The sequence below is a fragment of the Methylobacillus methanolivorans genome (genome assembly GCF_044751345.1).
Taxonomy (GTDB): domain Bacteria; phylum Pseudomonadota; class Gammaproteobacteria; order Burkholderiales; family Methylophilaceae; genus Methylobacillus; species Methylobacillus methanolivorans.
The window spans coordinates 133,395-154,769 of the sequence record NZ_JBIWXY010000003.1; the positions used below are offsets into that span (position 1 = coordinate 133,395).

The 21,375-nt window shown below is 53.6% G+C and carries 18 protein-coding genes; 8 read left to right on the forward strand and 10 right to left on the reverse strand.

Features of this window, described 5'->3' with window-relative positions; translation table 11 throughout:
- Positions 1-27 precede the first annotated feature (27 nt).
- Genes nadD through leuS form a run of 5 tightly spaced genes read right to left on the reverse strand, consistent with a single transcriptional unit; the run spans position 28 to position 6,021 of the window.
- Positions 28-732, reverse strand: coding sequence for a nicotinate-nucleotide adenylyltransferase (nadD, locus tag ACIKP9_RS12975; RefSeq protein WP_400883697.1), 705 nt, complete (start codon positions 730-732; stop codon positions 28-30).
- Positions 732-1,991, reverse strand: a complete 1,260-nt coding sequence (locus ACIKP9_RS12980) for a glutamate-5-semialdehyde dehydrogenase (protein ID WP_400883699.1) — start codon at positions 1,989-1,991, stop codon at positions 732-734. The genes nadD and ACIKP9_RS12980 overlap by 1 nt, the downstream gene beginning before the upstream one ends.
- A gap of 17 nt (positions 1,992-2,008) precedes the next feature.
- A complete protein-coding gene (holA, locus tag ACIKP9_RS12985) occupies positions 2,009-3,025 on the reverse strand; it encodes a DNA polymerase III subunit delta (protein WP_400883701.1) in 1,017 nt (338 codons plus the stop codon).
- On the reverse strand, positions 3,022-3,564 hold the full coding sequence (locus tag ACIKP9_RS12990) for an LPS-assembly lipoprotein LptE (protein ID WP_230348867.1): 543 nt from the start codon (positions 3,562-3,564) through the stop codon (positions 3,022-3,024). Before ACIKP9_RS12990 ends, holA begins: the two co-directional genes overlap by 4 nt.
- 3 nt (positions 3,565-3,567) lie before the next feature.
- Positions 3,568-6,021 carry a leucine--tRNA ligase gene (leuS, locus tag ACIKP9_RS12995; RefSeq protein ID WP_400883880.1) on the reverse strand — a complete coding sequence of 818 codons (2,454 nt, stop codon included), beginning with the start codon at positions 6,019-6,021 and terminating at the stop codon, positions 3,568-3,570.
- A gap of 390 nt (positions 6,022-6,411) precedes the next feature.
- Here leuS and ACIKP9_RS13000 point away from each other — a divergent pair, with 390 nt between their 5' ends.
- Positions 6,412-6,882: a chemotaxis protein CheW gene (locus ACIKP9_RS13000; RefSeq protein ID WP_400883703.1), complete on the forward strand. Its 471-nt coding sequence runs from the start codon at positions 6,412-6,414 to the stop codon at positions 6,880-6,882.
- A 27-nt stretch (positions 6,883-6,909) separates the two neighbouring features.
- Positions 6,910-8,607, forward strand: coding sequence for a methyl-accepting chemotaxis protein (locus ACIKP9_RS13005; RefSeq protein WP_400883706.1), 1,698 nt, complete (start codon positions 6,910-6,912; stop codon positions 8,605-8,607).
- A 104-nt stretch (positions 8,608-8,711) separates the two neighbouring features.
- Here the strand turns inward: ACIKP9_RS13005 and adk are convergent, their stop codons facing one another.
- From adk to ACIKP9_RS13030, 5 genes are read right to left on the reverse strand one after another with little or no spacing between them, the layout of a single operon-like run.
- Positions 8,712-9,368 carry an adenylate kinase gene (adk, locus tag ACIKP9_RS13010; RefSeq protein WP_400883708.1) on the reverse strand — a complete coding sequence of 219 codons (657 nt, stop codon included), beginning with the start codon at positions 9,366-9,368 and terminating at the stop codon, positions 8,712-8,714.
- Positions 9,369-9,409: 41 nt separating this feature from the next.
- Positions 9,410-10,177, reverse strand: a complete 768-nt coding sequence (gene rsmA, locus ACIKP9_RS13015; RefSeq protein ID WP_400883711.1) for a 16S rRNA (adenine(1518)-N(6)/adenine(1519)-N(6))-dimethyltransferase RsmA — start codon at positions 10,175-10,177, stop codon at positions 9,410-9,412.
- The gene (gene pdxA, locus ACIKP9_RS13020; protein ID WP_400883714.1) at positions 10,174-11,172 is read right to left on the reverse strand and encodes a 4-hydroxythreonine-4-phosphate dehydrogenase PdxA; all 999 of its coding nucleotides are present in this window, start codon (positions 11,170-11,172) and stop codon (positions 10,174-10,176) included. Before pdxA ends, rsmA begins: the two co-directional genes overlap by 4 nt.
- An 8-nt stretch (positions 11,173-11,180) precedes the next feature.
- Positions 11,181-12,494: a peptidylprolyl isomerase gene (locus ACIKP9_RS13025; RefSeq protein ID WP_230348860.1), complete on the reverse strand. Its 1,314-nt coding sequence runs from the start codon at positions 12,492-12,494 to the stop codon at positions 11,181-11,183.
- 7 nt (positions 12,495-12,501) lie between these two features.
- Positions 12,502-14,913 carry an LPS-assembly protein LptD gene (locus tag ACIKP9_RS13030; protein WP_400883718.1) on the reverse strand — a complete coding sequence of 804 codons (2,412 nt, stop codon included), beginning with the start codon at positions 14,911-14,913 and terminating at the stop codon, positions 12,502-12,504.
- A gap of 217 nt (positions 14,914-15,130) precedes the next feature.
- Between ACIKP9_RS13030 and ACIKP9_RS13035 the strand changes: the two genes are divergently transcribed.
- The 6 genes from ACIKP9_RS13035 to ACIKP9_RS13060 are packed head-to-tail and all read left to right on the forward strand — an operon-like array spanning position 15,131 to position 21,288.
- Positions 15,131-16,126: an aminoglycoside phosphotransferase family protein gene (locus ACIKP9_RS13035; protein ID WP_400883721.1), complete on the forward strand. Its 996-nt coding sequence runs from the start codon at positions 15,131-15,133 to the stop codon at positions 16,124-16,126.
- Positions 16,127-16,148: 22 nt separating this feature from the next.
- Positions 16,149-16,835: an N-acetylmuramate alpha-1-phosphate uridylyltransferase MurU gene (gene murU, locus ACIKP9_RS13040; RefSeq protein WP_400883882.1), complete on the forward strand. Its 687-nt coding sequence runs from the start codon at positions 16,149-16,151 to the stop codon at positions 16,833-16,835.
- Between the two features lie 31 nt (positions 16,836-16,866).
- Entirely contained in the window at positions 16,867-18,180 is a 1,314-nt protein-coding gene (locus tag ACIKP9_RS13045) for an aminopeptidase P N-terminal domain-containing protein (protein WP_400883723.1), read from the forward strand.
- Positions 18,177-19,355, forward strand: coding sequence for an FAD-dependent monooxygenase (locus tag ACIKP9_RS13050; RefSeq protein WP_400883726.1), 1,179 nt, complete (start codon positions 18,177-18,179; stop codon positions 19,353-19,355). The genes ACIKP9_RS13045 and ACIKP9_RS13050 overlap by 4 nt, the downstream gene beginning before the upstream one ends.
- Positions 19,356-19,361: 6 nt before the next feature.
- On the forward strand, positions 19,362-20,534 hold the full coding sequence (locus ACIKP9_RS13055; protein WP_400883728.1) for an FAD-dependent monooxygenase: 1,173 nt from the start codon (positions 19,362-19,364) through the stop codon (positions 20,532-20,534).
- Between the two features lie 31 nt (positions 20,535-20,565).
- Positions 20,566-21,288, forward strand: coding sequence for a DsbC family protein (locus tag ACIKP9_RS13060; protein ID WP_400883731.1), 723 nt, complete (start codon positions 20,566-20,568; stop codon positions 21,286-21,288).
- Positions 21,289-21,375: the final 87 nt, after the last annotated feature.

Consider the following 21,375-nt stretch of genomic DNA (forward strand, 5'->3'; position numbering starts at 1 on the left):
GCAATAGATAGGTTGCCGCATAGTTGCCTACGATTGGTGATATAAGGTCTGTTGGTTGATGTATTCCAGTACATTGCCAGGCAATAAGTAACGTGGAGTTTTACCCTCTGCAAAATGCTCTCGAATCTTGGTTGCGGAAATATCCAGCGCGGTAATTTCCTGCTTCAATATTCCATTTTCTGTTTGCCTACGCAGTAATTGTGCGCTGGCGATTGCATGTTGTTGCGACCATGCATCTAGGGCTGTATGACTCACTGGCAATGTCGCCCCTGGCCTGGTGGCAACCACGATGTGCGCAAACTGCAATAACGCTTCCCAGCGGTGCCAACTGGTAATGCCAGCAAAAGCATCCATCCCCATCAGCAGGCAAAGCCTTGCCTGGCCTTGTAGTTCTTCATTGAGCGATTGCAAGGTGTCTATGGTGTAGGAATAGCCCTCCCGCTCTAGTTCCCGTGTATCCAGCTTGAAGAGTGGATTGTCGGCAATCGCAAGCGCGACCATGTCTGCACGCTGCTGGGCCGAAGTCATGGGCTGGTCACGGTGAGGCGGGGTAGCGGAAGGGATAAAGCGGACTTCCGTCAAATTCAGGGCTTCGGCCAGCTCCTGCGCCATGCGCAGGTGGCCGAAGTGGATGGGGTCGAAGGTACCGCCCATGATGCCGATGAGCGGTAAAGCCTGGGCTTGAGATATTTCGCCCATCGTCATGCTGGTGAAGTGCAGGTGTGAGGGCATCAGGCCCTGACTTCTCCATCGCCCAGCACGATGTACTTCAGGCTGGTCAGGCCTTCAAGGCCGACCGGGCCACGAGCGTGCAACTTGTCGGTGGAAATGCCGATTTCTGCGCCCAGGCCGTACTCAAAACCATCTGCAAAGCGGGTCGAAGCGTTGACGATGACGCTGCTGGAGTCTACTTCGCGCAGGAACTGACGGGCGCGAGTGTAGTTCTCGGTGACGATAGCCTCGGTATGTTGTGAAGAGTATTGGTTGATGTGGGCGATAGCTTCATCCACATCGGCAACCACTTTCACCGAGATGATCGCAGCGAGAAACTCGGTGTAGTAGTCCTCCTCCGTGGCTGGCTTGGCCTGCGGCACTAGTGCACGGGTTTCATTGCAACCACGAATTTCCACGCCCTTGCTGACTAACATTGCAGCCAATGGTGGCAAGGCTTCTTGCGCAATGCTGCGCGCCACTAATAGCGATTCAGCCGTATTGCAGGTGCCCAGGCGCTGGGTCTTGGAGTTTTCCAAGATACGCAAGGCCTTATCAAGGTCGGCACTTTCGTCGACATAAACGTGGCAATTGCCGTCCAAGTGCTTGATGACAGGAATGCGCGCTTCATTCGAGATGCGCTCAATCAGTCCCTTGCCACCACGTGGCACGATGACATCAACGTATTCCTTCATGGTGATGAGCTCACCTACAGCCGCGCGATCAGTCGTTGCGACAACTTGCACCGCTGTCGCAGGTAGCCCCGCTGCGGCAAGGCCTTCGTGCACAATGGCCGCCAGGGCGCGGTTGCACTGAATGGCTTCGGAGCCGCCGCGCAGGATGGCAGCATTACCAGATTTGATGCATAGGCCAGCAGCGTCGACAGTGACGTTGGGGCGTGCTTCATAGATGATGCCGATCACGCCCAGCGGCACACGCATTTTGCCAATTTGGATGCCGGAAGGACGATATTTGAAGTCGGACATTTCGCCAATAGGGTCTGGCAGGCTGGCAATCTGCTCCAGGCCTTCGGCCATGGTGGCGATGCCTTTTTCACTCAATATCAGGCGGTCTAGCATGGCAGGCTCGAGGCCATTGTTGCGCGCGGCTTGCAGATCGGCGGCATTGGCTGCCAGCAAGGTGTCACGCTCACGGCGAATGGCCGTGGCAATCGCACGCAAGGCCTTGTTCTTGGTGTCTGTATCAGCGCGAGCCATGGCACGGGAGGCAGCGCGTGCCTCAGTGCCAAGCTGTTGCATATAGTGTTTGATGTCTTCCATTCTTGCCTCTATGCCTATTATTTCCGGCTGCCTATGCGCGCCAAGCCAAAGCACAAGCGCGAGATTTCCAGCCATGGGTCCTGGTTCAACAAGCCTTTGCCCGCTTTGTCGATTTCCGCCAGTTTCTGTAGCGCTGCTTCCAGTTGGCGCATATTCAGGCGTGATAGCGCGCGTTTGACCAAGTTTTGTCTATCACCATAAATCCTGGCCTGCTGCATGGCACTGCTGACATTGCTGCCTTGGGTTTCAGCATATTTTACCTTGATTAGTCCGCGCAAGACCCAGGCCAGTGCACTCATGATAGCCACTGGCTGGGCACCTTCATCGCGCAAGCCGTGCAGGATACGTACAGCATGTTCGCTGTCGCCGCTCAAGACGGCATCGCCCAATTGGAAGGCATCATAACGCGATACATTGAGTACGGCCTCCCGTACCTTGCTGCCGTCCAATGCACCTTCAGGGTAAAGCAGCCCCAATTTCTGTATTTCTTGATGGGCGGCTAGCAGATTGCCTTCCACCTGATGTGCAAGAAACTCCAGTGTTTCCTGGTCGGTATGCTGTCCTTGCTGGGAGAGGCGGGCAGCAATCCACTGTGGCAATGCCGATGGTGCAACCTCATGCAGCGCAAGCGAAACGCCGTGATTTTCCAGGGCAGCGAACCAGGCGCTGTTCTTGGCATCGCGTTCCAGCTTGGGCAGGATGATGATGGTAACGGTGTCTGGGATAGGCTGCGTGGCAAGGGCTTGCAGCGCTTTGCCGCCATCTACGCCAGGCTTGCCGGAGGGAATCACGATTTCGAGGATGCGGCGACTGGCAAACAGGGAAATGGATTGACCAAAGGCAGTGACTTGCTGCCAGTTGAAGTTGCGCTCCACGGTCAGGCGGGTACGTTCATCATGGCCTGCTGCGCGTGCCGTGGCACGGATGGCATCCAGGCTTTCGCGTTGGGCGAGTGGCTCATCGCCCATGAGCACATATAGCGGCGCCAGGCCTTGGGCGAGGTGCCGTTCTAGCTCCTGTGGCTTGAGCCTCATTCCACGGTGTCGTCCAGCGGCGATTTCAAGTCTGCAGCGCGAGGCTTGCCCTGCACCGGTTTGACCACCATCAGGCGACGCAACAGTTCGCGCACTGCATCGTCTTTCATATCGTTGTAGAGTCGTTCCTGCTCGAGCTGCTTCGCCAGTAATTGCGAGTCATCATAAGTAATCTCGCGCCTGCCCTTGATCGTTTGTACCTCGCCCCAGGTTTCGCTAGAAGGGTCGCGCAGGCGGAAATTAACGGTGTAGAACAGCTCGTATTCACGCACCAGACCGCGTCCGCTCAATGATAAGATGCGTTGTTCCTGCGCTTCACTCATGATTTCCAGCAGGAGTTCAGCCTGATCCTTGGCGCTGACAATCTTGACGCCATTCACCGCCAGTGAGCGCTTGAATGGCTTGGAAATCGAGATCGTCGGCCCTTGTATGTACAGGGTGTGGAACTTGAGGTCGGCAACGCCGCGCATCTGGAAGCCACAGGCTGTCAGGGCCAATAGCATGGCAAGCAGAATCCAGCGGGTAGCGCGCATATACATGGTTTATCCTACGACGATGTTGACGAGTTTGTTGGGTACGACAATGATCTTGCGCACACTGCCTTCGGCCAGGTATTTCTGGATGCTTTCCTGTTGTACCGCCAGCGCTTCAATGGCTGCTTTATCCAGCGTACGGGCAACGGTCATGCTGCCACGCAGTTTGCCATTGACTTGCAGCATCAGCTCAATCTCATCCTGCACCATGGCAGCCTTGTTGGCAACCGGCCAGCGAGTATCAAGCAGTTGGCTATTAGGACGAAGCTCTTGCCAGAGCGTGTGGCTGATGTGCGGCACGATAGGCGAAAGTAACAGCACGACATTTTCCAGCGTTTCCTGGCGGATGGCACGCGTGATGGTGTCGTCGCCTTCCAGCTTCGCATAGGCGTTCATCAGCTCCATTACCGCAGCGATTGCCGTGTTGAAGGAGTGGCGGCGACCATAGTCATCACTGACCTTGTCTATCGTCTGGTGCAATTGGCGGCGGAAGGCCTTGAGCTCGGCAGGTAGTTCACCGGTGCTGAAAGCCGTTGTGACACCGGCTTCAACATGCGAGGCGACAGCAGTCCAGACGCGTTTGAGGAAGCGGTGCGCACCCTCGACACCTGCATCGGACCACTCCAGGCTTTGCTCGGGTGGTGCTGCAAACATCATGAACAAGCGTGCGGTATCTGCACCGTAATTGTCGATCAGCTCCTGGGGGTCTACCGTGTTGCCCTTGGACTTGGACATTTTGCTGCCGTCCTTCAATACCATGCCCTGCGTCAATAGCTTGGTAAAAGGTTCATCATGCTGGATCAGGCCAACATCGCGCATCAGCTTGTTGAAGAAGCGTGCATAGAGCAAGTGCAGGATGGCATGCTCAATGCCGCCGATGTATTGATCCACCGGCAGCCAGTAGTTGGCGCGCTCGTCCACCATGCCGTTGCTGGCATCAAAGCTCGCGTAACGGGCAAAATACCATGAGGACTCGACGAAGGTATCCATGGTGTCGGTCTCACGCGTGGCTTTCTCGCCGCAGCTTGGGCAGGTGGTGTCGTAGAAGGCCGGATCTTTCTTGATCGGTGAGCCAACACCGTCCATGACGACATCTTCCGGCAAGACCACCGGTAGCTGGTCGGCCGGCACCGGGATTTCACCACAGCTTGGGCAATGCACGATAGGGATAGGGCAGCCCCAGTAGCGCTGGCGCGAGATACCCCAATCGCGCAGGCGATATTGAGTGCGCTTTTGGCCAAGGTTTTTCGCAGCCAATGCCGTAGCGATGGCATCGCTGGCCTGGTTGAAGTCGAGACCATTGAAGTCAGCAGAGTCGAATAGAACACCATGCTCGGTATAAGCCGCTTGTAAAGGCAGCTCCAACTCGCTATGAGCAGGCTTGATGACAGCCTTGATGGGCAACTCATACTTGCTGGCAAATTCAAAATCGCGTTCGTCATGCGCTGGCACGGCCATTACTGCACCTTCGCCATAGCTGATGAGCACGTAGTTGGCGACCCATACTGGTAGTTGCTCGCCAGTGATCGGGTGCAATACGAACAGGCCGGAGGCCATGCCCTTTTTCTCGGCGGTGGCCAGGTCGGCTTCGGCAACGCTGCCTCGCTTGCATTCGTCGATAAAGGCTTGTAGCTCGGGGTTGTTCTTGGCGGCTTCTGTGGCTAGCGCGTGTTCTGCTGCAACGGCAACGTAAGTGGCACCCATGAGCGTATCAGGGCGAGTGGTGTAGACCTTGAGCGTACCTTTACCAGCGGCGAGTGGGAACTCCACTTCACAGCCATAGCTCTTGCCTATCCAGTTACGTTGCATGGTCTTGACCTGCTCGGGCCAGCCTTCCAGTGTGTCGAGGTCTGCCAGCAGCTCTTCCGCATATGCAGTAATTTTCATGAAGTATTGCGGGATGTCGCGCTTCTCAACCAGCGCACCAGAGCGCCAGCCGCGACCATCAATCACTTGCTCATTTGCCAGTACGGTTTGGTCGACTGGGTCCCAATTGACGGTTGCCGTTTTCTTGTAGATCAGGCCTTTTTTGTAAAGCTCGGTGAATAGCCATTGTTCCCAGCGGTAATAATCGGGTTTGCAAGTCGCAATCTCACGCTGCCAATCTACGGCCAAGCCCAGACTTTTGAGCTGGCCTTTCATATGTTCAATATTGCTATAGGTCCAGCCTGCTGGTGCGACATTGTTCTTGATCGCGGCATTTTCGGCAGGCAGGCCGAAAGCATCCCAGCCCATGGGTTGCATGACGTTGAAGCCACGCATGCGATGGAAGCGGCTCAGAACATCACCAATCGTGTAGTTGCGCACATGACCCATGTGTAGCCTGCCAGATGGATAGGGAAACATGGACAGGCAATAGTACTTGGGCTTATCGGACTGCTCCGTGGCTGCGAAAGTGGCATTGGATTCCCAATAGGATTGCGCTTGTTGCTCGATTTCACGGAATGGATACTGCTGCTGCATGATGGTGGTCTGGGTAAAAATTCGGAAAGCAAAATTATACCTTAAGCGGCGGTATTTTCCCGAGACAAGCGCGAGTATCAAATCATGCATGAAGCAGAGTGTAGCCGTGCATGATTGATGGCTAGCGAAGTGTTAAGCACTTTGTTTTGCATAATGTAATTTGCAAATGGCTGCAAGATAAAGTCAATGCTAAGCGTGGGTTTTGCTTTTTGTGGAAGCCGTCAGGTTTATGTAAGCATTGATTTGTTGCAGGGTTTGATATGCTTTGGCTTGTAGTGGATGTTCTGCTTTTTACAAAAATTTAACATTTTTTAGTAAAAATAAATTAAAGAAACTCCTTTTGAATGCCGTTGGGACATGGGTGTGTTCAGTCATTTATAAAGGGGGACGATGGTGGATCAGGAGTCCATATTAGAGGTGTTGATGTTTACCCTGGGAGGGGAGCACTACGGCATCAATATCCTGAGTGTGCAGGAAATCCGCGGTTATGAGCAGGTGACGCAGATCGCCAATGCGCCTGAATACCTTAAGGGCATCGTCAATTTGCGCGGCATTATTGTGCCGATTGTTGATATGCGTATCTGGTTTGGCCAGCTTGAACCTACATATAACCAGAATACGGTGGTGATCGTATTGAATCTGGAAGAGCGCATTATCGGCATGGTGGTGGATAGTGTGTCTGATGTGATGGCGCTTGATGCTGGCCAGATCAAAGAGCCGCCAGCGATGGGGGTCGCAATGGAAGCTACATTCCTGCTTGGGGTAGCAACTGTGGATGAACTCACAGTCATGCTATTGAGCATCGACAAGCTTATGGCCTCAGTGGCATTGGGAAATGCCATTCAGCAAGTGTCGATATAAGTAATAACAATAAAAGGAGCAACAACTATGAAATTTGCAGATTTGAACATTGGAGTGCGTTTGGGGATCGGCTTCTCGGTGATTTTGGTGCTGATGGCGATCATGGCCACAGTTGGCTTGACTAGGATTTCTGCTGTTGGTGCTACCGCTCAAAAGATGGCTGAAGAGGATTTGGTGAAAGAGCGGTTGGCACGTCAGTGGCTGGCGAATGTAAAAGAAAATGGTGTGCGTACACTTGCTCTTTTGAAGGTGAGCGATCCGGCAACGATTGATCGCTGGAGAAAGAATATTGCCATTACCAATAATGCCAATGATGACCTGATCAAGCAATTAGGGCCTATGTTGCAAACGCCTGAAGGCAAACAGAAGTTTGACTTGGCTTTGGAAAAACGCAAGCAGTTTGGCGACATCCGAGACAGTATCTTGGATATGAAAGACAAAAATGTAGATCAAGCTACACTTGATCAAGAGGTGGATCGCCTGTTCATGCCAGCTCGCCAAGCTTATTACGATAGCATGGATGATATTGTTGATTTTCAAAGAGAAATTCTTAATTCGGCGAATGCTGATATCCAAAGTGTCAAGTATTCCAGCAGCTTGATCTTGGCCATATTGGCGGTGGTGTCAATTTTGGTGGGGGCGATGTCCGCCTGGCACCTGGCATTGGGCATCACCCGTCCTTTAGGCAGAGCCGTAGAAGTGGCTGAGACAGTGGCAGCCGGAGACTTGACGACTTCTGTTGCTGTGGATTCCAAGGACGAAATCGGTCAGTTGCTTCAGGCATTGAAGAAAATGAATGACAACCTGGCGGGTATTGTCGGTGAGGTGCGCACGGGTACAGAAACAATTGCCACAGCCTCTTCACAGATCGCCTCGGGTAATCTGGATTTGTCATCTCGTACCGAGGAGCAGGCCAGCTCCCTCGAGGAGACGGCTTCAGCGATGGAGGAACTTACCTCCACCGTGAAGCAGAATGCAGACAATGCGCAGCAGGCTAATCAACTGGCTGCATCTGCCTCGGGTGTAGCGGTGCAAGGTGGACAGGTGGTCGAGCAGGTTATTTCTACCATGCAGTCCATCAGTGATTCTTCTAAGCGGATTGCAGATATTATCGGCGTGATCGACGGGATTGCTTTCCAGACCAATATTCTTGCATTGAACGCTGCGGTGGAAGCAGCCCGCGCTGGCGAGCAAGGGCGCGGTTTCGCTGTGGTGGCAAGTGAAGTGCGCAACTTGGCGCAGCGCTCTGCCAATGCTGCCAAGGAAATTAAGAGTTTGATCACAGATTCCGTGGAAAGTGTGGAGGTGGGGAGCAAGTTGGTCGAGCAGGCTGGAGCGACGATGCGCGAAGTGGTGAACAGCGTGCAACGTGTCACAGATATTGTCAGTGAGATCAGCGCTGCCAGCCATGAGCAGAGCACAGGCATTGAGCAAGTCAACCAGGCGATTGGCCAGATGGATGAAGTGACACAGCAGAATGCTGCATTGGTGGAAGAGGCGGCAGCGGCTTCGCAGTCGCTACAGGATCAGGCGGCTAGCCTGGCACAGGCGGTGAGCGTGTTCAAGGTCAGTCATGTCCAGGCTCGGGCAGTAGCACCACGTGCGGTCAGCAAACCTCAATCTGTTGTTAAGTCTAAAGTCTCTAGGCAAGCCCCGGCTGCAAAGACTGTGGCTCCCGTGATGCCTACAAGTGCAGGCTCCGCAGATGAGTGGGCTGAGTTTTAGGTAGCGGCCCGTTGGCATAAAAAAAGCCGAATCATCATGGTTCGGCTTTTTTATTAGCGGCAGGTTTGCTTAGGTAGATTATGTACCTAAATTATTTAGATGAATTATTTACCTAAGGCTTGCAGTACCTGCGCACGGATATTGCTGACTTCGCCCAGGCCTGTGATACGGACATATTTGGGGGCCTTGGCGCTTGATTCTGCCGCCCATGTTGAGTAGTAGTCCACCAGTGGCTTGGTCTGGCTGTGGTATACCTCAAGGCGCTTGGCAACAGTTTCTTCCTTGTCATCATCGCGTTGTACCAGGTCCTCACCAGTGACATCATCCTTGCCTGCAACCTTGGGTGGGTTGAACACCACGTGATAGGTACGACCAGAAGGCAGGTGAGTGCGGCGACCGCTCATACGCTTGATGATTTCTTCATCAGGCACATCGATTTCAACCACATAGTCGATGTCAACACCGGCTTGCTTCATTGCTTCAGCTTGGGGGATGGTGCGTGGGAAACCGTCAAACAGGAAACCTTGCTGGCAGTCTGCATCCTTGATGCGCTCTTTGACCAGGCCGATGATCACGTCATCGGGAACCAGGCCGCCGGAATCCATATAACGCTTGGCTTCCAGGCCAAGCTGGGTGCCCGCTTTTACCGCGGCGCGCAGCATGTCGCCAGTGGAAATCTGGGGGATGTTGAATGCTTCCTTGATGAAGGTGGCCTGGGTGCCCTTACCTGCACCTGGTGCGCCTAATAGTATGACTCTCATGTGGTCTCCTCTGTTCAATCCGCGATTATATCAGCCGCGCTTCATGCTGCTAGATAGTTAGCAATCGCAACAAATTCGGCTGGTGAAATATTTTCTGCTCGCAATTGTGGGTCGATGTTGAGCGCTGCAAAACCTGCGTCATCCAATAGCACCTTCAGGGTGTTGCGTAGAGTCTTGCGGCGTTGGGCAAATGCTGCAGTGACCACTTTCGCAAACAAGGCTTCATCCTTGGCCGGATGAGGCAGGGTGGCATAAGGTACAGCACGTACGAATGCCGACTCTACTTTGGGGGCTGGGTCAAAGGCCTCGGGCGGCACTGTGAGCAGGTATTCCATTTGCAAGCGGTATTGCAACATGACCGACAGCCTGCCGTAAGCGGCGCTGGAAGGCTCTGCCACCATGCGTTCTACCACTTCCTTCTGCAACATGAAGTGCATATCGATGATATGCGGCACATTGTCGAGCAGGTGGAACAAGATAGGGGTGGAAATATTGTAAGGCAGATTGCCGACCACGCGCAGGCGTGGGGCGATACTGCCAAAGTCAAACTTGAGCGCATCGCTGGCATGGATACTAAGCTTGCCTGCGGGGTAATACCCCTGCATCCACTCAATGATGTCGCGGTCTATTTCCACCACATGCAGGTGTTGCAGGCGCTCCAGCAATGGTTTGGTCATGGCCCCCAGGCCCGGGCCTATCTCGACCATGCAATCTTCCGCTTTGGGGGAGATGGCTTCAATCAAGCTATTGATAATGGCTTTGTCGGTCAGGAAATTCTGGCCAAAGCGTTTTTTTGCGACGTGTTTCATGATGATTGCTTACTGTGCGTGGCCAGGGTGATGGCGAGTTGGATCGCGCTGAGCAGGCTGCCGATCTCAATATTCCCTTTGCCTGCAAGGTCAAGGGCTGTACCGTGATCGACGGATGTCCTGATCATGGGCAGTCCCAGCGTGACATTGACGCCCTCACCAAAGCTGGCATGCTTGAGCACAGGCAGACCTTGGTCGTGGTACATCGCCAGCACGCAATCTCCTTGCGCCAAATTGTGTTGAGTAAAAAGGGTGTCGGCAGGCAATGGGCCTTTAAGGAGCATGCCTTCGGCGCGCAATTTTTCCAGCACCGGGGTAATGGTGGTGATTTCCTCCATCCCTAGATGACCACCTTCACCCGCATGTGGGTTGAGGCCGGTGACCAGGATACGTGGGCTGCGGATGCCGAATTTGTTGATGAGGTCGTGATGCAAAATGCGGATAGTGGTTTCCAGGCTGTCTTGTGTGATAGCCTGACTAACTTCAGCTAATGGCAGGTGTGTGGTTGCCAGTGCAACACGTAATTCACCACCGACCAGCATCATGACGACTTGCGGTGTGTGGGTATGCTCAGCGAGGAATTCTGTGTGCCCGGTAAACGCAACACCTGCATCGTTGATAACGCCTTTATGCACCGGCGCTGTCACCATCGCATCAAATTCGCCTTGCATGCAGCCATTAATCGCACGTTCAAGTGTCTGTAACACATAGGCACCGTTGCGTGTATCCAACTGACCGGCGATGACCTCGGCAGGGCAGGGTTGATGCAGGACGGTGAGTTGATGCTGTCCCAGGTGGCTAGGCCAGTTCTCAGGCACATAGCGTTGAATCTGCAATGGCAACTGCAAGGCCTGGGCACGTGATTCCAAGACATCCTGGTCGGCAATAACAACCAGATGGCATGGCAATGCTTGGCCAGCCAACATGACACAGAGGTCAATCCCGATGCCGGCAGGTTCGCCAGCCGTGATGACGATGCGGGGCAAAGTCTGCAATGGCTGGCCTAGTATTTGTCTTCCAGGCGATATTCGACATAGGCGCGATCACGCAACTCGCCCAGCCAATCCTGGAAGGCATCATCGGCCTTGCGCGCGCGGATTTCCTGTCTTGCCTTCATCCGTGCGGATTCCTGGGTCATGTCCTGTTTACGGCGCTCCATCACCTGCAGGATATGCCAGCCAAACGGGCTGCGCACTGGTTCGCTGATCTGGTTGATGGCAAGGCCATTCATCACTTGCTCAAATGCGGGCACGGTGTCGCCAGGGTTTGTCCAGCCCAGGTCGCCGCCATTATTGGCAGAGGCATCTTCTGAATACTGTCGGGCCAGCTCGGCAAAGTCGGCACCGTGATCCAGCCGCTCCTTGATCGATTTGATCTTCTGCTCTGCTTCCATCTCCGAAACGACTTCGCTCAGCTTGATGAGGATATGGCGAACATGGGTCTGATCCACGACCAGTGGTGAGCTACCGCCGCGGCGATTGAGCAGCTTCAGGATGTGGTAGCCATTTGGGCTACGCAATATTGGGGAGAATTGACCTGGTTGCAGGCCTTGTAAGGCATCCGTAAACAAGGCTGGTAGCTGGGCGGATGTTTTCCAGCCCAATACACCACCTTCGAGTGCATTCGGAGCATCCGAGTAACCTGCCGAGATTTGGGCGAAATCTGCACCCCCCTGCAATTCTTTCAAGGCGGTTTCCGCCTTGGCCTTGAGCTTTTGCAATTCCTCCGGCGTACCTTCTTCCGGTGCACGCACCAAGATGTGGGCTACCTCGAATTCGTCCTTGATATCGTTGCGAGAGGACTGTGTGGTAAGGAAGTTGTCGATTTCTGACTCAGTGACATTGACGCGGTTATCAACTTCACGCTCGCGCAAGCGGGCCAGAATGATCTCGTTACGGATATCTTCCCTGAATTTGCGATAAGGAATGCCCTCGGCTTCAAGCGCTTTGCGGAATTCGCCAGTGCTGAGCTTGTTCTGTTCGGCAATCCGTTCAATAGTCTTGTCGAGCTGCGCGTCATCTACGCGCAGGCCTGTCTGCGTTGCATATTGCAATTGCAGCCTGTCGTTGATCAAGCGCTCCAGAATCTGTTTTTGCAGCACTTCGCGCGGGGGGAGCTGCGTGCCTTGTTTTTCCAGTTGGGCAGTCACGGTCTGGATACGGTCATTGAGCTCTTTTTCAGTAATGACGCCTTGGTCAACAATGGCGACAATACGATCCATCTTGGCAATGTCTGCTGCCATGGCGGAGATGCTGGAAAACAAAAACAGGGCCAGCAGGCCATGCTTGGCGATAGTCTTGAAAACGTGATTGTGCATAAGATGATTACTGGTAGGAATCCGGGATCAGGCTGGAGCTAGTATAGCCGGGAATGGCGCGGTTAAGAAGTTTGAGCGGGTTCTGGCCGATAGAGGCCAGACCTCCCAGCTCAAGCTGGAAATAGAGTGCATAGTTGGCATCTGCGGTCGCGGTGGAAACACGTTGCATGACGGCTCTGGCTTGCCAGCAATCGGCGTCATACTCTAGGCCGGCAATCCCTTCAATCGGTTGGTTCTCGCGCAGCGAATAGTTCCAGCGCCCAAGTCCATACCAACCCTTGCCCAGGGGCCATTGGCCGGAGATATTGATTTGCTCCAGGCGATCTTCGGTGTAGCGGTAGCCAAGGTTGAGCGTCTTGCCGGGCTCGGGGTTGTAGCGTGCGCTGATGTTGTTACGCACATAGACATTACGGTCCGTGTTGTACTGACCAAAGATATCAATGTTCCAGTTGTTGAGCAGGCGGGCAGTGATTTCTCCGATGATGTCGGAAGTATCGCCAGAACGTGGATTCACACCGGGGAGATAGACTTTTTCATCTGCAAAGTAATAGCGCTGCCCCACGGTGACAGCCAAGCGCTGTTCACCCGTCTTCTTGCTGATCATGCGGCTGGTGAAAGCCATCGTCAACTGGTTGGCATTGTTAATGCGATCCTGGCCGGTAAACTGGTTTTCCAGGAACAGCGAGCCCATGTTCAAGTCAGCTTGGCTGGAGTCGTAGACCGGCAGCAGCGATTGATCACGGTAAGGGATATAGACGTAGTAAAGCCTTGGCTCCAGTGTCTGCGTGTAACGGTTCTTGACGATGCGTACGTCGCGATCGAAGTAGAGGCCGCTGTCTATACTGAATATTGGCAGGGTGCGGCTTTGCGATTGATATTCGTCCTGCGATGTAATAATGCCGTTGCTATCCCTGATGGTAAACGCGCCATTATCAACTTCATATTTTGTGTAATGCAGGCCTAACTTTGGTGTGATGTAACCGTAAGGTTGTGCCATCGGTAGGCTGATGCTGGGGTAGGCGACCAGTCGTTTGCCAGTCACCAGTGTGTCCAGAGTGCCGCCACTCAAGGTGGATTGAGTGCTGATGGCATTGCTGTTGCGGTCAAAATTTGCCCACTGTGTCAGTAGCTTGACATCAAATGGCCCCCATTCGTCATTGCCGGTCAATGTGAGTTGCGGCAGGCGTTGCAGAGGATAGTTGAGTCCATCCAGTGTCTGGAACTTTTGCACCAGTGCATTGAACGTCCAGTTTTCATCAGCGTAGTTCACGTACGCTTGTTGCGGCAGGTTCACCCGGCTGGTGGTGACAATGCGGGTGGACATTTCGGAGAAGTATTTATCGTCCGAGACTTTTTCCAGGTTGTATGCCGCAGTCCAACCATTGTGGAAGTTATGCAGGTGAGCAAACTTGGCGTAGTAGCGGTTATCGCCGGTACTGGTGTCGCTAGGCAAATACTCTAGATTGGCAGTCCCTTGGTAGTCTTCGTTCAGGTAGCGGAATTCGCCTTGGTATTGCATACCACGCTTACTCAGAAAGCGTGTGCCTATGGTGGCATCCATGTCAGGTGCAATATTCCAATAGAACGGTACCAGGAATTCGAAACCGCTACGGCTGGTGGTGCCCCAGGTGGGAGCTAGAAAGCCAGATTTTCGCTGGTTCAGGAATGAGAAGTTGACCCAGGGTGTCCATAAAATAGGCACTCCCTGAAATTCCACACGTGCGTTACGTGCAGTACCTGTTTTAGTGTAATCATCCAGCTCCAGCTCCTTGGCGCGAATGTACCAATCGTCGGAGCCTACCTCACATGTTGTATAGCGTGCGCTCTTGAGGCGTTTGCGATCAGGACCTTCAAATACGACGCCCTTTGCATCGCCGCGTGAGGCACCTTGCTTGCGGCTCAGGCCAGGCGCATAGCCGCTGTCTTCAATGTTTTGCTGCGTTAATGGGGTGGTATTGTTGCTGTTGTAGATCAGGTTGTCATTGTCCTGGCGCTGGTTGCCTGTGGTGCCGAATTGCGGCAGGTTGGCAAATTGCGAATCCAGCTCGAAAGTCGGGTTTTTCATTTCCCCGATGCTTTCTGATGGTTTCATGCGCAGCTCGGGGCCTTTGATACGACCTCCCTTGGTTTCCAAGCGCGCGTTGCCAATAACGTGCAACTCCTCATTCTGCACATCATATTCTATGGTGTCGCCATGCACTTCCTGTGCACCTGTGGTCAGTGAGGCATTGCCTATGGATTTAAGCTTGCGATCCAGATAAACCTGTACCTTGTCGCCTTCAATAATGATGGCATCAGGATCTGGCAGGTTTTCAGATGGGGTGCTGCTGGCATCTGTTTCTGGGGCGTCTTCGGCGTACGCTTGACCTAGTCCCAGGCAAACAAGCGCGACAAGAAAAGTGATGGGGCGAATTTTCACAATGATTCAGTGGTGAGGAGGCTTAAGAAAGCGCGTGTTTGTTTTATGGGTGATAAAATCGCATAATTTGCTGCTTTAGGCAATCCATAAATCGTGCGAAGGATTGCTTTGTGGCTGAATTAAAAGGAAGTTTAAATTTTCCGGCATGTTGTAAATGTGCCTGGTTTTCATTTTGTACGATCACAAAGTGATCGCATATTTCTAGGATAAATCGTTCGTGTCGCGTCTTGATCAATTGAATGATTGGCTCGCCCAGGTCTTGCAGGGCAAATCTCATCATCTGACTACAGCTTCTGCCGATGCCAGTTTCCGGCGTTATTTTCGTGTCCACCTAGCCGATGGCACTACCCTGATCGCCATGGATGCACCTCCTCCGCAGGAGGATTGCGCCCCATTCGTCAAGGTGGCGGCCTTGTTCCAGGAGGCTGGCTTGAATGTACCGAATATCCTGGCACAAGATTTGGAGCATGGCTTCCTGCTGTTGAGTGATCTCGGAACACAGACTTTCCTCGATGTGCTGAACGAGGATAACGCTGATGCCTTGTTCCGCGATGCGATTGACGCGCTGGTTACCTGGCAACTTGCCAGCAAGCCCGGGGTATTGCCTGTATACGACGAGGCCTTGTTGCGACGTGAGTTGGCTCTGTTTCCGGATTGGTATATCGCGCGCCACCTGAATATCGAACTTAACGATACACAACGCAATGTGCTGGAGAATGCGTTTAGCACGATTGTGCGGTACAACCTGGCCCAGCCATCGGTGTATGTCCATCGCGACTATATGCCGCGCAACCTGATGGTCAGTACGCCTTCTCCTGGCATTCTGGATTTCCAGGATGCGGTCTATGGCCCAATCAGTTATGACGTGGCATCGCTGTTCAAGGATGCTTTCATCAGCTGGAAAGAGGAGCGGGTGCTGGATGGCGTGATTCGCTATTGGGAAAAGGCGCGCAAAGCTGGCTTGCCTGTGGCTGCTGATTTTGGCGATTTTTACCGTGACTTTGAATGGATGGGGCTGCAGCGTCATCTCAAGGTGTTGGGTATCTTTGCCCGCATTAATTATCGTGATGGCAAACCTAAATATCTGGCGGATACCCCGCGCTTCATGAACTATGTGCGCGCTGTCTGTGTCCGTTATGGTGAGTTGAAGCCGTTGCTACGCTTGCTGGATGAGTTGGAAAAGCGCGAGTCGCAATTCGGCTATACCTTCTAAGGAGGACTTTGCCTTGAAAGCCATGATTCTTGCCGCAGGCCGTGGTGAACGCATGCGGCCATTGACCGATGTGACTCCCAAGCCTTTGTTGCAGGTAGGCGGCAAGCCGCTGATCGTCTGGCATCTTGAGCGATTGGCAGCGGCTGGTTTTAAGGAGGTGGTGATCAACCATGCACACCTCGGGCAGCAGATTGAAGATGCGCTTGGCGATGGTGCACGTTGGGGTATTGCCATTCAATATTCCCCGGAAAAGGTCGCGCTGGAAACTGCAGGCGGCATAGCCAATGCATTGCCTTTACTGGGCGATCAACCGTTCCTCGTGGTCAATGGCGATGTGTTTGCCGATATTGATTTCGCGCAGATGCGCGATGGTTTGCAAACAGGGCAGTTAGCATATCTGGCACTGGTGGATAACCCGCCACAACATGCCCATGGCGATTTTGCACTGGATGACGGCAAATTACTGCTGGATGGTCAGCAGCGCCTCACATTCTCCGGGGTTGCGGTTTATGATCCAGCCTTGTTCAAGGGTGTGTTGAGAGGTGATGTGGCTAAGTTGGCACCTTTGCTCAAAGAGGCGATTATGCGGGAGCAAGCGTCGGCTTTTCATCACCAGGGCGTATGGCATGATATTGGCACGCCGGAGCGCCTCAGGAGCCTGGATCAACAGTTGACATCAGCAGTTGAGCCAGGCGTGACTAAATATTAATCCTCCTCATGGAGTGCTCGAACAGGGCTAGTTGAAAACAGTGCAAATCGAAGAATTCAAGACGCGCAGACAGGCGCTGATGCAGAAAATGGGCCATGGTGTGGCGGTGATTCCTACTGCGGCCGAGGCAGTGCGCAATCGTGATAGTCATTATCCCTATCGCTTTGACAGTTATTTTTATCACCTGACAGGGTTTGATGAGCCAGAGGCTGTAGTGGTGATTATCGCCGGGGATACTCCCAAGAGTATTCTCTTCTGCCGCGACAAGGATATGGAGCGTGAAATCTGGGATGGCTTCCGTCATGGTCCCGCAGGCGCACAGGAAGTGTTTGGCTTTGATGAAGCGTACAGCATCAGCGAGTTGGATCAGCGCATTGGCGACTTGCTGGCCAATCAGCCGCAACTATTCTTTGCATTAGGCGCGGATGCCGCCTGGGATCAACGGCTAGGCGGGTGGCTCAAGCACCTCGCCAGCCAGGCACGTAGCGGCATTGCCGCCCCAGCAGCCATTGTCGATGTGCGCCGCCTGCTGGACGAGATGCGCTTGATCAAGTCGCCTGCCGAGCTGGCACTGATGCAAGAGGCAGCTGATATCACCGTGGATGCGCACAAGCGCGCCATGAGGATGACCAAGGCTGGCATGATGGAGTACGAAGTGGAGGCAGAGATTCTGCACGAGTTTTACCGTCGTGGTAGCCGTGCGCCAGCCTATACCTCCATCGTCGCGGGTGGTGGCAATGCTTGTGTGCTGCATTACATCACCAACCAGGATCGCCTCAAGGAGGGTGATCTGTTGCTGATAGATGCTGGCTGTGAGTGGCAGGGCTATGCTGCTGACATTACCCGCACTTTCCCTGTCAGTGGCAAGTTCAGTGCGGTGCAAAAAGATGTTTATGAATTGGTATTGGCCGCCCAGGATGCCGCGATGGCACAAGTCAGGCCAGGCCAGCACTGGAATGCCCCGCATGAGGCAGCATTGCATGTGCTGGCACAAGGCTTGATCGATTTCGGGCTGTGTCAGGGTTCGCTGGATAGCGTGCTGGAATCAGGCGATTACCGTCGTTTCTACATGCATCGCACTGGGCATTGGTTGGGCCTGGATGTGCATGATGCCGGGGAATACAAGCAGGCTGATGGTGCTTGGCGACCACTAGTGCCTGGCATGGTGCTGACGGTAGAGCCGGGTTGCTATATCAGGCCTGCCGATAATGTGCCTGAGCATTTCTGGAATATCGGTATCCGTATTGAAGATAATGCCGTGGTGACCTCCGATGGACATGAGATCACCACTGTAGCCGCACCAAAAACCGTACAGGAAATCGAGGATTGGATGGCTGCACGATGAGTCGTACCACTGAGCAAGATATGCTGATTGTCGGCGGTGGCCCGGTGGGCGCTACCTTGGCGCTGGGGTTGCAACTCAAAGGCATCAATGCCACAGTGCTTGAGGCGCGTGCCCGTGGGGCAGCGCATCAAGACCAGCGCGCCCTGGCATTATCGTATGGCAGTATCTTGATTCTGCAGCGCCTGGGATTATGGGATGAACTTCAACCCAAGGCGACGGCCATCAATACCATTCATGTGTCACAACGCGGCAGCCTGGGGCGCAGCTTGCTCAAGGCCGAAGAGCATGGCCAGCCAGCCTTGGGCTACGTGCTGTCTTATGGTGATCTTTCTGCGGCGCTAGATGCAGCCATCCAGCAATTTCCAGGCATCACGGTGCATTACGAGGCCGAAGCGCTGGCAATTGAGCCAGGCCATGACCTTGCGCAGGTGACGTATCAATACCAAGGGCAAACCTACACTAGCCAAGCCAAGATGGTCGCGTTGGCAGATGGTGGGCGTAGCCTGGGAGATATTCCAGGGTTAGAGCGTGAAACCAAGCACTATGGGCATGATGCCTTGGTGAGCAAGGTGTCGTGCGAATTGGCGCATGACAATATTGCCTATGAGCGTTTTACACCTGCTGGTCCGGTTGCCTTGCTTCCTAATGGCTCTCGTTATTTCTCGTTGGTCTGGACTGGCAAGGCGGAAGAAGTGCAAGCACTGCTGGCTCTAGATGATGCTGCTTTTCTCGAGGCTTTGCATACCCATTTTGGCGACCGTGTCGGACGATTCCTGACGGTTGGCAAGCGTCTTACATTTCCACTCAAGCTGTCTTATCTCAAGCCTGTCACGGCTCCGCATCTTGTTGTGATTGGTAACGCCGCGCAGACCATGCATCCGGTTGCAGGGCAGGGCTTTAATGTTGGTATGCGCGATGCCTGGGAGCTGGCGCAGTTGCTGGCCTCTACACCACTTCCCACATGGGGGCATGAGGCAATGATGCAGGCCTATCAGGCCAGCCGCAAAGCTGATACCCGTGGTGGCTTATTGTTTACTGACTTCCTGATCAATGTGTTTTCCAACGATATTGTCGGTTTGCGCAAAATTCGTTCACTGGGCTTGGGGCTGATGGATATGGTGCCATTTGCCAAACAGCACCTAGTGAGCAAAATGAGTTTTGGGCCCAAGGGATAAGCTGACATGACAAATTTGAAACATGAGTTTGACATCATGGTGCTCGGGGCCGGGCTGGTGGGCGTTGCTGCCGCTGTGGCGCTCAAATTGCAAGGTTACCGCGTGGCTGTGCTGGAGCGTGGACAGGTTGACGTTCAGCTCAGCGAGCAATGGGATAGCCGGATTTATGCCCTCAGTCCAGGCAATGTTGCCTGGCTGACGGAATTAGGTGCTTGGCAGGCAATGGATGCCAGCTGTTATTGCGCAGTGGAGAGCATGCAGGTATGGGGGGATGAGGGCGCCAGCCTGGAGCTGGATGCCTATGCTGCCAATCTTGCCAACCTGAGTGTGATTGTCGAGGGTAACCGCCTTCAACAGGCGTTGTTATCGCGGCTTGATGCCCTGGATGTGCCCATCATTGAGAGCGTGAGCATTGATCATGTGACATGGGGTACTAGCGCTGTTGAATTGCAGGCAGCGAATGGCGAAAAATATGGCGCTGCATTGCTGGTGGGGGCGGATGGCGCGGCCTCTTGGGTACGTGGGCAAGCCGATATGACGGTGAAACGACATGATTACGCCCAAATGGGCGTTGTGGCTAATTTTGCCTGTGAGCGCCCGCACTTGTCGCAAGCCTGCCAATGGTTCAGTGGTAATGATGTATTAGCCTGGCTGCCCTTGCCGCAACAACATATTTCCATGGTCTGGTCGGTGGACAATATCAACGCCCAGGCCTTGCTGGCGCTGGATGCGGAAGCTTTGGCAGAGAAAGTGGCAGCCGCCGGGAAGTATCGTCTTGGGCGATTGAGCGTGGTAACGCCAGCCCAGGCTTTTCCGCTGGCGATGCAAGAGAGTAGCAGTTTGATACGCCCAGGCTTGGCCTTGGTCGGGGATGCTGCGCACCAGGTGCATCCATTGGCTGGGCAAGGGGTTAATCTAGGGTTTCGTGATGTGCAGGCCTTGGCTGCGGCGCTTGCTGTGCCTCAGCCAAGACGACAGCCTGGTGACATGATGGTCTTGCGCCGCTATGAGCGGGCACGCAAGGCCGATATGATGTCCATGCGTTTATTGACGCATGGCTTGAACAGTTTGTATGCGCATCCTGCGCCTTGGCTCAGGATGTTGCGCAATGGGGGTATGCAATGCCTAAATCGCATGCCGACGTTAAAAAAGCAATTGATACAGCAGGCCGTTATCTAAAGCTTTGAATTACAGCGAAAGAATTTAACTTATGTCTAAGAAGTGGATTGCAATATTGGCGGCTTCGTTGTTTGCGGCGCATGCCTGGGCCGATGAAGCCAGCCTGAAGAAAACCATAGAAGCCACTTACCCCAAGGTTAAAGTGGATAGCGTGGTGAAGACGCCTTATGCAGGCCTGTATGAAGTGTTCCTCGATGGGCAGATTATCTACACAGATGAAAAATTCAGCTTCCTCATTGCCGAAGGTCGACTGGTAGAGCCCAAGACCAAGCGTGATATTACTGGCGAGCGCATGGACGAGTTGACCAAGGTGGATTTTGCCGCCTTGCCGCTTGACCAGGCCGTCAAGGTGGTCAAGGGTAATGGTAGCCGCAAGCTGGTGGTGTTCTCCGACCCGGATTGCCCTTACTGCAAGCGTCTGGAGCAAAAAGAGCTGAGCAATATCACGGATGTGACCATCTACACATTCCTGTTCCCGCTGGAGCAATTGCACCCTGATGCTGCCAACAAGTCGCGTGCGATCTGGTGTGCACCTGATCGTGCCAAGGCATGGAATGACTGGATATTGAATGGTCAATTACCTAAGGCGCAAGGCACTTGCGATACGCCGATTGAAAAGCTGGCTGAGCTGGGCCGCAAGATCAATGTGACCAGCACACCCACCCTGATTTTCGCTGATGGCAAGCGCATGCTAGGCGCATATCCGGCCAAGGATATTGAGAAGGCTATGACGGCGGCGGCAAGTAAAAAGTAAAAGGCTGTGTCGTGCTTGATTCAAGCATTGGTAACGCATTGAAATGCGTAAACAAAAAAGGGAGCATTCTGCTCCCTTTTTGTTGAG

Coding starts and splice junctions, on each gene's coding strand:
- nadD (WP_400883697.1), bottom strand. CDS start 732: ATGCCCTCACACCTGCACTTCACCAGCATGACGATGGGCGAAATATCT.
- ACIKP9_RS12980 (WP_400883699.1), bottom strand. CDS start 1,991: ATGGAAGACATCAAACACTATATGCAACAGCTTGGCACTGAGGCACGC.
- holA (WP_400883701.1), bottom strand. CDS start 3,025: ATGAGGCTCAAGCCACAGGAGCTAGAACGGCACCTCGCCCAAGGCCTG.
- ACIKP9_RS12990 (WP_230348867.1), bottom strand. CDS start 3,564: ATGTATATGCGCGCTACCCGCTGGATTCTGCTTGCCATGCTATTGGCC.
- leuS (WP_400883880.1), bottom strand. CDS start 6,021: ATGCAGCAGCAGTATCCATTCCGTGAAATCGAGCAACAAGCGCAATCC.
- ACIKP9_RS13000 (WP_400883703.1), top strand. CDS start 6,412: ATGGTGGATCAGGAGTCCATATTAGAGGTGTTGATGTTTACCCTGGGA.
- ACIKP9_RS13005 (WP_400883706.1), top strand. CDS start 6,910: ATGAAATTTGCAGATTTGAACATTGGAGTGCGTTTGGGGATCGGCTTC.
- adk (WP_400883708.1), bottom strand. CDS start 9,368: ATGAGAGTCATACTATTAGGCGCACCAGGTGCAGGTAAGGGCACCCAG.
- rsmA (WP_400883711.1), bottom strand. CDS start 10,177: ATGAAACACGTCGCAAAAAAACGCTTTGGCCAGAATTTCCTGACCGAC.
- ACIKP9_RS13025 (WP_230348860.1), bottom strand. CDS start 12,494: ATGCACAATCACGTTTTCAAGACTATCGCCAAGCATGGCCTGCTGGCC.
- murU (WP_400883882.1), top strand. CDS start 16,149: ATGATTCTTGCCGCAGGCCGTGGTGAACGCATGCGGCCATTGACCGAT.
- ACIKP9_RS13050 (WP_400883726.1), top strand. CDS start 18,177: ATGAGTCGTACCACTGAGCAAGATATGCTGATTGTCGGCGGTGGCCCG.
- ACIKP9_RS13055 (WP_400883728.1), top strand. CDS start 19,362: ATGACAAATTTGAAACATGAGTTTGACATCATGGTGCTCGGGGCCGGG.
- ACIKP9_RS13060 (WP_400883731.1), top strand. CDS start 20,566: ATGTCTAAGAAGTGGATTGCAATATTGGCGGCTTCGTTGTTTGCGGCG.